The following is an 11876-nucleotide window of genomic DNA, read 5'->3' as shown; positions in this document are numbered from 1 at the left end:
GTTTGGCTATCCCGCTCAAACAGTGCGATAATAGAGCAAAACGTTTTTAAAGGATGACACTATGACACAAACAATGGCACTACAAATACAACAGCCCTTTTCTGATCAATTAAAAAAAGGCTACCCACTTATTTCAAAGGATGCAGTTGATGCACGACATTTACCTGCTGAGCAAGGCACGCTCCTAAAGCTCTTGGATCACCATAATCGTTTTATCGGAACAGGTTACTACGGAATCCAAAATAAAGGGATTGGCTGGGTGCTAACGACCGATGCGAATGAAACCATCGATCAAACTTTTTTTACGAAGAAATTCAAAAAGGCCATCGACAATCGTGCTGCATTCTTCAGCAATGAAAACACAACAGCCTTTCGTGTGTTTAACGGTGAGGGAGATGGCATCGGCGGTCTCACAATTGACTTTTTTAACGGCTACTACATGGTGAGCTGGTATAGTGAGGGCATTTACTCATTTAAAGAAGTCGTTTATGAGGCGCTTGCTGAGACAGTGAACTATCAAGCGATTTATGAGAAAAAACGTTTTGATAGCAAAGGACAGTATATCGAGCAGGATGATTTTGTGATGGGCACACCAGGTGAATTTCCTATCATGGTAAAAGAAAATGGCATGACTTTTGCGGTGCATTTAAACGATGGTGCCATGACAGGCATTTTCCTCGATCAACGTGAGGTGCGATTGGCTATTCGTGAGCGTTATGCAAACAATACTGACATGCTAAATACGTTCTCCTATACAGGAGCATTTTCTGTAGCAGCTGCTCTAGGAGGTGCCATCAAAACAACGAGTGTAGATGTAGCCAAGCGCAGTCTAGCCAAAACAATTGAGCAATTTAGTGTCAATCATATTGATTATGAGGCACAGGATATAAAAGTCATGGATGTCTTTCATTATTTTAAATATGCGCAGCGCCATGCTTTACAGTTTGACCTTGTTGTATTAGACCCACCTAGCTTTGCACGTACAAAGCAAATGACCTTTTCAACGGCAAAGGACTACCCAAAATTACTGAAGGACACGATTGCCATTACCGCTAAAAATGGCATGATTGTGGCTTCCACAAATAATGCCAGCTTCGGCATGAAAAAGTTCAAAGGCTTTATCGACCAAGCCTTTAAAGAGACTCGTACACGCTATAAAATCGTCGAGGAATATGGTTTACCAAAGGATTTCCGTGTACCACGTGAATACCCTGAATTTAATTATCTGAAGGTCGTGTTCATCCAGAAAATCGACTAAGCAATGTAGAATCACACCTGTTGTGATTCTTTTTTTATGGGGCGGAGAGGCTTCCACCAAATAATGAACATAAGGTAGATAAACCTGAAAAAAGGTTTATTCCTGAGGGCGCACTTAAAAATTGCTTTAGTTGGTACTATTCCTACATTAAATAACGAAAAAATGCATTTCGAAACCATTTCATTCGATGATTTCAGTAAAGATTTTCGCAAATTTTGATGCTGTCAGGATACACCAAAGAGCTTTTTCAAAAGACGTCCTATATAGTAAAAGTGACCTAAGAAGAAATCCTCTTCTTAGGCCACCCGATTATAGATATTTCACAAACCAATCTCGAATATATTCAAGTCGATTAATTCGCAATGTGGGCTTGCCGCTTCTTGACAGTTCATGGTTCGCCTCAGGGAAACGCACGAATTTTGTTTCTTTTTTACGATACTTTAAGGCAATAAACAATTGCTCTGCCTGCTCAATTGGACATCGATAGTCTTTTTCACCATGTAAAATCAATAATGGTGTCTCCACTTTGTCTACATACTTCAGCGGTGAATGATGCCATAGCTTCTCAATATCATCGAGTCCTGCTTGAATTTGCCAGTCTGTAAAGTAATAGCCGATATCACTGACACCAGCAAAGCTAATCCAGTTCGAAATGGAGCGCTGCGTCACAGCTGCTTTAAAGCGATTTGTATGGCCCACAATCCAGTTGGTCATAAAACCACCGTAGCTTCCACCAGTTACACCTAGACGATCTTGATCAATAAAATCATAGTGCTCCAGAGCGTAGTCTACTGCTGCCATTAAGTCCGCATAATCATTACCACCATAATCGCCACGTACTGCATCCACAAATTTTTGACCATAGCCATGACTACCACGCGGATTCGTATAAAGCACTGCAAAGCCTTGTGCAGCAAGGATTTGGAATTCATTAAAGTAGGTATTGCCATACATTGCATGCGGACCACCATGGATTTCAAGAATGAGAGGATACTTCTTCCCTGCTTCATAGCCAACTGGCTTCATGATCCAACCATTGACCTGCCAGCCTTCTGCACCTTCAAATTCAATACTTTCTGGGACAGCTAATGTTTTGGTCTTTAGAAATTCTTCATTAATTGACGTCAACTGTTCTTTGTCACCCGTTTTTAGGTTCACATAAAACAGATCGCCTGGATTGGTCGTTGTGCTAATAGCCGCAATAGCCTGATCATTTTGCGGATCAAGCGAGAAGCCATAGACATATTGATCATCATGGATAGCTGGGTAAATTTCGCCATCTACATTGCCGAAATAAATCGCCGCATTGCCGTGATCTGTGACTTGGAAGTAGAAGCTATGGTTATCATTCATCCATTGCACACGTGGTGACGCTACACCTTGCAGGAAATCACCGATGACATAATCACCGACAGGCGCATCAAATTCACTTGTTACACCGTTTAGTAGTTTTTGCTCCATGTCATAAATCCATAGCTTCGCTTGTGTGGCATTTTCAAATTCACGTTCTCCGCCTACAAAAGAAAGGTAGCGACTATTCGGAGACCAAGCCGTTTGGTAATATGCACCCGAACCTTCTGTTAGCTTGTGACTCTGTTTAGATTCTAAATCCAATAAATAGATATCCACATTAAATGAGAAATCTAAATCCTCCGCCTTATCTGCTAAGTACGTAAGGTATTTGCCATCTGGCGACCAAGTACCCAGATGGAAGTACTCTTTGCCTTCTGTCACTTGCTCTAGCTCTCCTGATTCCACATTGACAATGGCAATATGGGTAAACTGCTCCATATCAATAAATCCACCAGCATCCGATTTGTGTTTCATTTTCTCGATTTCTAGTGGCTTTAGCTCTTTATCCTTTTTCTTCTCATCCTCCGCTTTATCTAGGATGGTTTCACCTTTCCCTAGCACGACTGAAAAAGCAATTTTCTTGCCGCATGGTGACCAGACAGGGGATGTCGCTCCATTTTTACAATGTGTCACCTGTTTTGCCTCTCCACCTGCTTTCGAAAGAACATAAATTTGCGACTTACCTGTTCTCGTTGACAAGAATGCAATTTGACTGCCATCTGGTGACCAAACAGGGGAACTCGTTCTATCTTCACCAAATGTCCATTGCTGTGGTGTTTTGTCCTTCAAGTTTATATAAAACAAATTCGATATATAGTCGTTTTTCTTCTCGTCCATACGTGTCTCTACATAAACTACCTCTGTCCCATCTGGTGAAAGCTGTGGATCTGCTACTGATTTTAAGTGATAAAGATCTTCTGGTTGAATCCCTTGTTTCGATGTCATGTTCTTGCTCCTTTGTATTGTAATATTCTGTGCCTTACTACAATACTTCGACACCCTAAGTAATATTCCTGCTATTTAATCGAATTTTTTACTAGTTCCCAATATTCTGCGGACTTTGTTCTGCGATAAAATTTATAAAAGGGTTCATTTGGGCGAGCATGCTCCTTATAAAGGTTTATCAGGTGCAGTAAAACATCTTCAATTTGTGTGACGTCTACCCTCTTAGCGAATAAATTGCCAGCCTGTGCCTTTGCTCCCATCGGTACTGCTCCTAAATAGACATCAAAGCTTTCTTGTTGGTAAACGAGCCCAATATCATCATAGACTGCATTGTAGCAAGCTGATGCACAGCCATTAATATTGACACGGACTCTTGCAGGTACCGTCATCCCCACCATGGCATGATAGAGCTGTTCGGTTATCGGGGCAGCCTCCATTTTCTCACCATCACAAAAATCACAGGCCCTCATGGCAATGATAGGACCTGAGGGCACAACATAAAGACCCGCTTCCTGTAAGGCTTGTATCGCTTCTGACGCATCACTTGTTGGAATGGATACGAGAATACTGTAGGAGGCCGAATACTTTATTGCTCCCTTTTCGCCTGCAATTTCGGCTATTTTTTGAAATTGCGCAGGCGTATAATGCTTATTGATAATGCCGGGGCTGACTGCAAGACGTGTGAATTCACCATGACGGTTTAATGTTTCAAAAGTTTGATCTGGTACATTTTTTTGAAATGCGTTCATTTTTATCGCTCCTTATAAAAAAGGAGCTAGCAAAACGCTAGCTCGAATGGATTAAAAGTTTTCAGGATAGAAGCCCTTTGCTAAAATTTCAATCGCCTCTGCCGCACGAACCCCTTCAGACGCTGCTGAAAGTGGTAGAATAACAAAGCGCTCATTTTTAACAGCTTCCATCTCCTTCAATGCTGGATCATTTTTTAAGAATTGGATCTTTTGTTCTGCTGTTGTTTCACCGTAATCAATTACGACAACTACCTCTGGATTGCGGTCCACTGCATCTTCCTTCGACACAGTTGTCCAGCCTGATTCCACATCACCAAAGATATTTTGTCCACCCGCGATTGTCACTAGCTCATTCATAAAGTTTTGACCCGCTGTAAATACATCCTTTTCACCGCTATCAAACACAAGAATCCGTAATTTTTCGCTATCTTTTGGTAATTTAGCTTGTACTGCCTCTACATCTTTCGTCATCTGCTCAATTAAAGCTTCACCACGATCCTCAATACGGAAAATCTTCGCGATATTGCGAATATCGGTAAAAATATCCTCTAATGTTGGCTTTGTCATGTTGGAAGCCGTATGTAAATACGTATGAATGCCTAATTCTTCAAGCTCTTCTGGTGTGCCAACACCCTTTTCCCCGAAGCCACTTTTCCAGCCCGCATATAGGAAATCTGCCTCGGCATCAATGACTTGCTCCTTCGTTGGGTATTGATCGGAAAGGACAGGGACTTTATCGTATGCCTCTTGCAGTGGCTCGTAAATTTTATCATCCAAGTAAGCCGTCCCTACCATAGAATCCTCTAAGCCAAGCGCTAGCATGATTTCTGTTACATGTTGATTTAAGCTAATCGCTTTTGTCGGTGCTTCCTTATATGTTTGTGTTGTGTCATTATTTTCAATGGTTACTTCTGCTGCTGCCTCGGATGGCTCAACCTTTTCACCTTGTGCTGCTGATTCTGTTTTGTCCTTTGCGTTACAAGCCCCTAAAACAGCGACCAAGGCAATGATTATCATCAGCCAGATACTTTTCCATTTCTTCATGTCCTTTTCTCCTTTGTTGTTAAAATATAGAAAGAAATCAGAGACTTCTTTACTACCCAGGTGGTTGGAAGGGCATAAAAAAACCCTCTTGTCGCCAAGAGAGTAGCATAGTGAAATAACGGTATCATTACCTATATCACTATCCCCATCCTCGTGGTTCTTAGTCAAAAAATACATATTGGCAGGTATCCTGGCTTAGGTTCATCATCTATACGCCTTCCCATAGTTTCACTACAGTGGCATGCTGTATAGACTCCCCATTTACAGTTGCGGGACAGCATCGGAATTGCACCGATTTCCCTTTTAAGCAAATGACAAATGCCATTTGCACCAATACGTTCTATAATGTTCAATACTATTGATAGACTAGCAGAAGAAAATTTATCGCGCAATCAGTAGTATGATGCTAATAGTATAATCATCATTATATTAGCACTATTTCGACATAAAGACGAACTATTTTACAAGAAATAAAGGAGCTAGTATTCTGTTACAATAAAAAGATAGCAATCTATAGAAACGAGGATTTCCTATGTACAAAACAATCGGTGTACTTGCGCATGTGGATGCAGGGAAAACGACCTTCTCTGAGCAAGTACTTTTTCATACAAATAGTATTCAAGCCCGTGGTCGAGTCGATCATCAGGATACCTTTCTTGATCATCATGAGCTAGAGCGCAGACGAGGCATTACAATATTTGCTGAGCAGGGGCGCATAAGCATTGGCGACGATACATACACATTGATTGATACGCCAGGGCATGTCGATTTCTCCCCTGAGATGGAGCGTGCCATTCGAGTAATGGATTATGCCATTATTATCATTAGCGCTGTCGAAGGGATACAAGGCCATACAGAAACAGTGTGGCAACTTTTACGTCAATACCATGTTCCTACCTTTTTCTTTATTAATAAGATTGATCGTGAAGGTGCCAATGTGGAGGCTGTCATGAGTCAGCTTCACAAAGATTGCTCTCAGCATGTGTTGTTCGTCGATGAGCCGCTGCGAGCAGATTATGTATCAAATAGCATCATGGAATGGCTGGCGGAGCGCGACGAAGAATTGCTTGATGCCTTTCTGAATGAGTCATTGGAGCATGAACAGTGTCTTGCTCAGTTACAGGCAATGATTAAACATGAATGTGCCTTCCCCTGCTTTGCTGGCTCAGCCTTAAAGGATGAGGGCATTCAGGAATTTCTTGACCAGCTCCCACTGTTAACATGTACCCATTTTGACAAGGATGCCCCGTTTGAGGGCGAGGTTTTTAAAATTCGTCATGATGGGCACCAGCGTTTAACCTTTATGAAGGCGATCAAGGGCTCGTTGCATGTGCGGGATGAATTTTCATTTGGCGAAATAACAGAAAAAGTGACCGAAATTCGCCTTTATAATGGCAGTCGCTTTGAGACCATTCAACAGGTTGAGGCAGGAGAGATTTTCGCTGTCAAAGGGCTGAGTCAGGCAAATATTGGAGATCGAATCGGTACAACGATGCTATCCCAGCCCTATGAGCTTGTCCCAACCTTACAGGCAAAGGTTCAATATGAGGGCGATCAGCATATCAAGGAAGTGCTACAGATTTTCCGTTTACTCGAAGCAGAAGAGCCGTCCTTGCGTGTGGTCTGGCAGGAAAAATTTCAGGAAATCCATGTGCATATTATGGGAGTCATTCAATTGGAGGTCCTGACAGAGGTATTAATGACGCGTTTTTCAATAGCTGTCTCCTTTGGTGAGCCGCAAATTTTATATATGGAAACCATTGCGACAACCGTAACGGGCTATGGTCATTTCGAGCCCCTCAAGCATTATGCAGAAGTGCATTTATTAATGGAGCCAAATCCACGTGGAACAGGTAATACCTTCAGCAATGCCTGTCATGCAGATCATTTATCCATAGGCAATCAGCGCCTTGTTGAAAAGCACCTGTTTGAGCGTGACCATCATGGGCTACTGACAGGCTTCCCTGTAACAGATATTCATTTTACACTTCTAACAGGTCGCGGGCACAACGAGCATACATCAGGGGGAGATTTCCGTGAAGCCAGTTTCCGTGCTCTGCGCCAGGGGCTGGAGCAGGCACAAAATGTACTACTAGAACCCTATTATCGCTTTAAAATGAAGGCTTCAAACGACTATATCGGCCGTATGATGACTGATATTCAGCAAGCAGCAGGCACATTCGATGACCCGATTTTATCTGAAACGGATGTTATCCTAACAGGTCGTGCGCCTGTTGCCACTTTAATGAGCTACAGTGCAACCTTTGCCGCCTATACAAATGGGAAGGGTGCACTCACACTCCAATTTGATGGCTATGATGTGTGCCATAATACAGAGGAGGTGATTGCACAGATTGGCTATGATAAAAATGCCGACCCTGAGTATAGTTCCTCCAGTATCTTTTGTGCAAAGGGCAAAGGATATACGGTTCCGTGGCAAGAAGCACAGGCAGCCATGCACTGCCTGTAAAATTGGGTGATTTTGTTCGCGTGAAGGCTTTGCTTGCTTTCGCGGGTATTCGTCGCTCTAGCGCGGGTATTTCACTTGCTTCCGCGAGTATTCGTCGCTCTAGCGCGGGTATTTCACTTGCTTCCGCGGGTATTCATCGCTCGAGCGCGGGTATTTCACTTGCTTCCGCGGGTATTCATCGCTCGAGCGCGGGTATTTCACTTGCTTTCGCGGGTATTCATCGCTCGAGCGCGGGTATTTCTTGCTTGGGCGTAAATTATCTGTACCCTGCAATAAAATGATTACAAGCCCTCCAAAAATGGAGGGCTTGTTTTTTATAGTGCACCGACTGCTTTCTTTGTTGGTTTGTCCAACAAATATGCGGGTTCAACTATTACATAGTCATGCTTGTTCGTAAAATCAATCAGTACCTTTCCTGGTCGACTTTTTAATAGTTGGAGATGGTCAATTAATTGCAGCAAAAGCTCGTGACCATTGCCACGTGGATGCCAGTTGAAATGATAATCATTTAACGCTTGCACTGCTTCAATAAATTGGGCATATTCCTGCTGCACAAATGCGATGAGTTTGTCATGATGAGGTGCTAAATCTTGTAAATATGTTTCATAAAAGCGCATGACAATCGAGCATAATAAGTCATTGACACGAGCGGCACTTAAAACAGGCTTTGGCTCCAATGATAGACGGTCGAGGTTGGGCTTTGCGCGTGTAGAATCAATGCGCGTAATTAAGTGATACGCTTCTCCGTTGACCTCATAGACAATCGGATTGGTCGGCATGTACATCATAAAACTATTCGTCTTTGTTTTGAGTTCATCTGCTATGGCTGCTTTCGCTAAAAGATGACCGTCCACATCCCCATTTTGTATCCAAATAATTTCTTTATTATATAAGATTTGCTCAAAGAAGCGATCGTTGCGTATCAGCTTCGTTGCTAATAATTGATCGATTAGCGATTCGACCACCATTCTTGTTTTTGCTTTCTTGGCAACTTCTGTGCGTGGTTGCTTACAAATGTTCAGATCTTCATAAGGCGTTTCCAACGTTGTCGTTCCATGAATATTTGTCATACGTGCATCCCCTTTGCGTACATATTTTCAAAACAAAAAGGACTCCCTACTTTTGAGGAAATCCTTCATTTTATCTTCTTTCATCACACAATGCCAAACAAACCCTAAGTATGTGTGAACGAGTTCGATTGTGAACCCTTTCATTTACTATGGGCGTTTGACGTACTGTGACGAACAGAGCATTCTGTTTTGTCAACATGCCACCTCCTATTCCTCGTAGGTTTATGGTGTGTACTCGTAACAGGCAGGTATCCTGACTCATGGTCATCGCTTCTTTTCTCCTTCCCGTCTAAAGACAGTGGATACTGAAAAGTCGCTCACATTTACAGTTGCGGGACAGTGTCGGATTCTCACCGACTTCCCTTTTAAGCAAATTGCACGCAATTTACACCTATTACTACACGCTATTCAGTTGTCATAGGAATGGAATGTACTTCACATTCCTTTAAACTATTAAAATCAATTGTAAATCCTTGTGAATTAAAAGTCAATTTTCACAATATTTTACAAACTATCATTTACCTATGAAACCTCTACCCGCAACCCTTTTAAATCGATAACTTTATTGAATAACCGCACCTGTCAATTAACATAAAGGTTCTACTGTTATATAAGTATTGCTATAAAGAGGCATCGTAATGTTTTTTACATTCCACAATTTTTTAAATTCATTAATAGCCACTTTTCGATTATAGCTATAGTTAGCATCATTACAATTCACCAGTTGCCTTAATGACTCTGAAAGGTAGACATACTGCTCGTCATATCCAACAACAGGGACAAAATGCAAATTAGGATAATCCTTATGTACTTTAATGAAAACAATTACGGGCGTCCCTTTACTAACCTCATACTTTAATGTATTTATTGTTCCTTTATAATAGCTTGTTTTCAATCCCTTTTTCCTTAGCACAGTCCGGATTCCCTTTGGATACACATTACCTGAACTCATTTTACTAGGGAAATTAGAATATAACGATTCTCCATCGGCCTCTATTCCAAAATGTCGCAACACATACGCTGTTGAAAATCCTGCACATTCCCTGTTGTTTTGTATATCGATCCTATTATTTCGTTTAATTTGATACTTAGCCGGATACTCTCTTTTTCGAAACTTTGGTATAGGGAATGTCATTAAATATCCATTAATGATTGTTGATATAACTATCCATAAAATAGCGGTTTTAACGATAAACATATTATCCCCCCATGCTTTTGTCCAATTACAACAATATTCAAAATCCTTTTACTTGCATCGTTCGCACAAGAAGCTCCTGCTCTTATTAAACAAACGGACCTGTTAAAGAGATCTTCATTCTTTATTATTGTAATCAGTATTATCTAAAGTACCTACGATCTTCGCATTAGAGTTAATTAACTCTTCTTGAAGTTCCTCTTGATTTTTTGTCATAAAGTAAGCATCGTACCTAAAGCCATATCGTTCCCTATTCAGCATTACATTTGGTCTGTTAGATCATTTGCATCCAAATAATGTACAGCCTTAACGTTCATAAAAATGTTTTCACTATGTCTGAATTTGGAAAAATATAGTGTGACTCCAATTAAAGGTTCTTCATATTGCTTTCTCCTCTAAACTACTCTTTCTTACGCTAATATCATCCATCTGTTTAACCTCCAATCAAAGCAATTATCTTCGCCAACTTCAATGGTTTATTTTACCACGATAACCAAAAACCATCCATTGTTCAGGAAAACTCCTGAGTAATTGTTACAGGATATTCTTGGCAGCCTAGTTTCTCTCCTAAAAATAACTACTCAAAATCCTTCCACGTATAATCTAACGATAGGATACCTATAGGCTTTGCTATTGTCGAAGTATCCATCGTTTTAGTTGCGACTGCTGGTTTTCGAAAACAAACTAGCTCCTTATAATAGCCAAACATCCTACAAATTTCTGGTCGTACGGCATGGATGCCACATCGATCCTTTTGTAAATCGTAAAAAATACAAGTGCCCATAAAACGTTGTTGATTTTTAAGCTCTAAACGCATTTTAGTTGGCATTGATTTGAGCTTCTTTTTAATGTTCCTTAATTCCTTCTCTGTGATTGGAACTGGACCACAGCATAACCCCTTACACCCTTCACATGGTAAATTCCCCATCTTTATTCTCCTTTTATTACACAACAAAAAAAGCCTCGCATACATGCGGGCTTTAGAAGATGTGTTTTGTAAATGTTACTATTATTATAGCATACATTACGTCCCCAATACATACTGCGCTAAGACACTTTGCACCTTATAAATATTTGTCGCCTTATTGAAGTTTTTTTGAATCGGTAATGGACTGCCAGACACCCATATTTTGAGCTCTGCATCTAAATCAAATGTCCCAGCTGTCTCTACTGAAAAATGAACGATATTTTTATAGGGAATGGAATGATACTCCGTTTTCTTGCCAGTCACTCCTTGCTTATCAATGAGGATCAATCGCTTATTGGTAAAAATAAACGTATCTCTAATAATTTTATAGGCATTCTTGACTGTCTCGTTTGGAATTAATAAATCCTTTACTTCCTGCTGTAATTTTTCTAAATTCACCTCACTTGCATTGCCGATCAATCCATCAAATAAGCCCACTATCTGTCCCCTTTCGCTCTCGTTTATTTAATGTATTACAAAGAAGTGAGAGCTACGACAAAAAATGATGGTTTCATTTAGACTAAAGGACTCCTTTTACTTTACCTTGCTCGAACACCTTTTGTATGTCAGTGTATGATGGCATTGCGAAATATCATCTTGCAAATTTCACGCTCTGGTACCCCGTTGGCTCAGTCAACTTGGACATAATAGGAACAGTTAAAGGAAGGACCATTTGGTATAGTCGATCCACTATCCCTCCATTCCCCCGTACATCATTCATTCCCGATGAAGGAAATTAGCCAAGCTTTACGGAGAACACCATGACCAACAATATTCCGAGCCATTTGGACGCAACCGTTCTTTATCTGTCAATTTACAAGTTTA

Annotated in this window: 9 protein-coding genes and 2 riboswitches; of the genes, 2 read left to right on the top strand and 7 right to left on the bottom strand. The window is 40.9% G+C overall.

What is annotated here, in order from left to right; all coding sequences use genetic code 11:
- The first annotated feature begins 61 nt into the window (after window positions 1-61).
- The gene (locus MHB39_RS10990; RefSeq protein WP_312125459.1) at window positions 62-1258 is read left to right on the top strand and encodes a class I SAM-dependent rRNA methyltransferase; all 1197 of its coding nucleotides are present in this window, start codon (window positions 62-64) and stop codon (window positions 1256-1258) included.
- 309 nt (window positions 1259-1567) lie between these two features.
- Here MHB39_RS10990 and MHB39_RS10985 read toward each other — a convergent pair whose 3' ends face one another.
- The 3 genes from MHB39_RS10985 to MHB39_RS10975 all read right to left on the bottom strand — a co-directional run bounded on the left by MHB39_RS10985 (window position 1568) and on the right by MHB39_RS10975 (window position 5349).
- Window positions 1568-3556: a S9 family peptidase gene (locus MHB39_RS10985; protein WP_342546739.1), complete on the bottom strand. Its 1989-nt coding sequence runs from the start codon at window positions 3554-3556 to the stop codon at window positions 1568-1570.
- A 71-nt stretch (window positions 3557-3627) separates the two neighbouring features.
- Entirely contained in the window at window positions 3628-4305 is a 678-nt protein-coding gene (locus MHB39_RS10980; protein WP_342546738.1) for a precorrin-3B methylase, read from the bottom strand.
- 51 nt (window positions 4306-4356) lie between these two features.
- Window positions 4357-5349: an ABC transporter substrate-binding protein gene (locus tag MHB39_RS10975; protein WP_036080627.1), complete on the bottom strand. Its 993-nt coding sequence runs from the start codon at window positions 5347-5349 to the stop codon at window positions 4357-4359.
- Window positions 5350-5511: 162 nt separating this feature from the next.
- Window positions 5512-5699, bottom strand: a riboswitch (cobalamin riboswitch).
- Window positions 5700-5881: 182 nt separating this feature from the next.
- Here MHB39_RS10975 and MHB39_RS10970 point away from each other — a divergent pair.
- Window positions 5882-7819, top strand: coding sequence for a translation factor GTPase family protein (locus MHB39_RS10970; protein ID WP_342546736.1), 1938 nt, complete (start codon window positions 5882-5884; stop codon window positions 7817-7819).
- 314 nt (window positions 7820-8133) lie between these two features.
- Here the strand turns inward: MHB39_RS10970 and MHB39_RS10965 are convergent, their stop codons facing one another.
- The 4 genes from MHB39_RS10965 to MHB39_RS10950 form a co-directional block, all read right to left on the bottom strand.
- Window positions 8134-8889 carry a hypothetical protein gene (locus MHB39_RS10965; RefSeq protein WP_342546734.1) on the bottom strand — a complete coding sequence of 252 codons (756 nt, stop codon included), beginning with the start codon at window positions 8887-8889 and terminating at the stop codon, window positions 8134-8136.
- Window positions 8890-9114: 225 nt separating this feature from the next.
- Window positions 9115-9299, bottom strand: a riboswitch (cobalamin riboswitch).
- A gap of 176 nt (window positions 9300-9475) precedes the next feature.
- Complete coding sequence (locus MHB39_RS10960) at window positions 9476-10087, bottom strand: C39 family peptidase (protein ID WP_342546733.1); 612 nt, start codon at window positions 10085-10087, stop codon at window positions 9476-9478.
- A 574-nt stretch (window positions 10088-10661) separates the two neighbouring features.
- Window positions 10662-11012 carry a YkgJ family cysteine cluster protein gene (locus tag MHB39_RS10955; protein WP_036080638.1) on the bottom strand — a complete coding sequence of 117 codons (351 nt, stop codon included), beginning with the start codon at window positions 11010-11012 and terminating at the stop codon, window positions 10662-10664.
- Window positions 11013-11108: 96 nt separating this feature from the next.
- Complete coding sequence (locus tag MHB39_RS10950) at window positions 11109-11489, bottom strand: PH domain-containing protein (RefSeq protein WP_036080641.1); 381 nt, start codon at window positions 11487-11489, stop codon at window positions 11109-11111.
- Window positions 11490-11876 lie beyond the last annotated feature (387 nt).

The sequence above is a fragment of the Lysinibacillus sp. FSL K6-4013 genome (assembly GCF_038630435.1).
GTDB classification, from domain to species: Bacteria; Bacillota; Bacilli; order Bacillales_A; family Planococcaceae; genus Lysinibacillus; species Lysinibacillus boronitolerans.
Note: the sequence above shows the minus strand (reverse complement) of the source record. Positions and strands in the feature narration are given on the sequence as shown.

What these genes read in the sequence shown, in the direction of transcription:
- MHB39_RS10980 (WP_342546738.1), bottom strand. Translation starts at nt 4,305, where the DNA reads ATGAACGCATTTCAAAAAAATGTACCAGATCAAACTTTTGAAACATTA.
- MHB39_RS10965 (WP_342546734.1), bottom strand. Translation starts at nt 8,889, where the DNA reads ATGACAAATATTCATGGAACGACAACGTTGGAAACGCCTTATGAAGAT.
- MHB39_RS10985 (WP_342546739.1), bottom strand. Translation starts at nt 3,556, where the DNA reads ATGACATCGAAACAAGGGATTCAACCAGAAGATCTTTATCACTTAAAA.
- MHB39_RS10960 (WP_342546733.1), bottom strand. Translation starts at nt 10,087, where the DNA reads ATGTTTATCGTTAAAACCGCTATTTTATGGATAGTTATATCAACAATC.
- MHB39_RS10990 (WP_312125459.1), top strand. Translation starts at nt 62, where the DNA reads ATGACACAAACAATGGCACTACAAATACAACAGCCCTTTTCTGATCAA.
- MHB39_RS10955 (WP_036080638.1), bottom strand. Translation starts at nt 11,012, where the DNA reads ATGGGGAATTTACCATGTGAAGGGTGTAAGGGGTTATGCTGTGGTCCA.
- MHB39_RS10975 (WP_036080627.1), bottom strand. Translation starts at nt 5,349, where the DNA reads ATGAAGAAATGGAAAAGTATCTGGCTGATGATAATCATTGCCTTGGTC.
- MHB39_RS10970 (WP_342546736.1), top strand. Translation starts at nt 5,882, where the DNA reads ATGTACAAAACAATCGGTGTACTTGCGCATGTGGATGCAGGGAAAACG.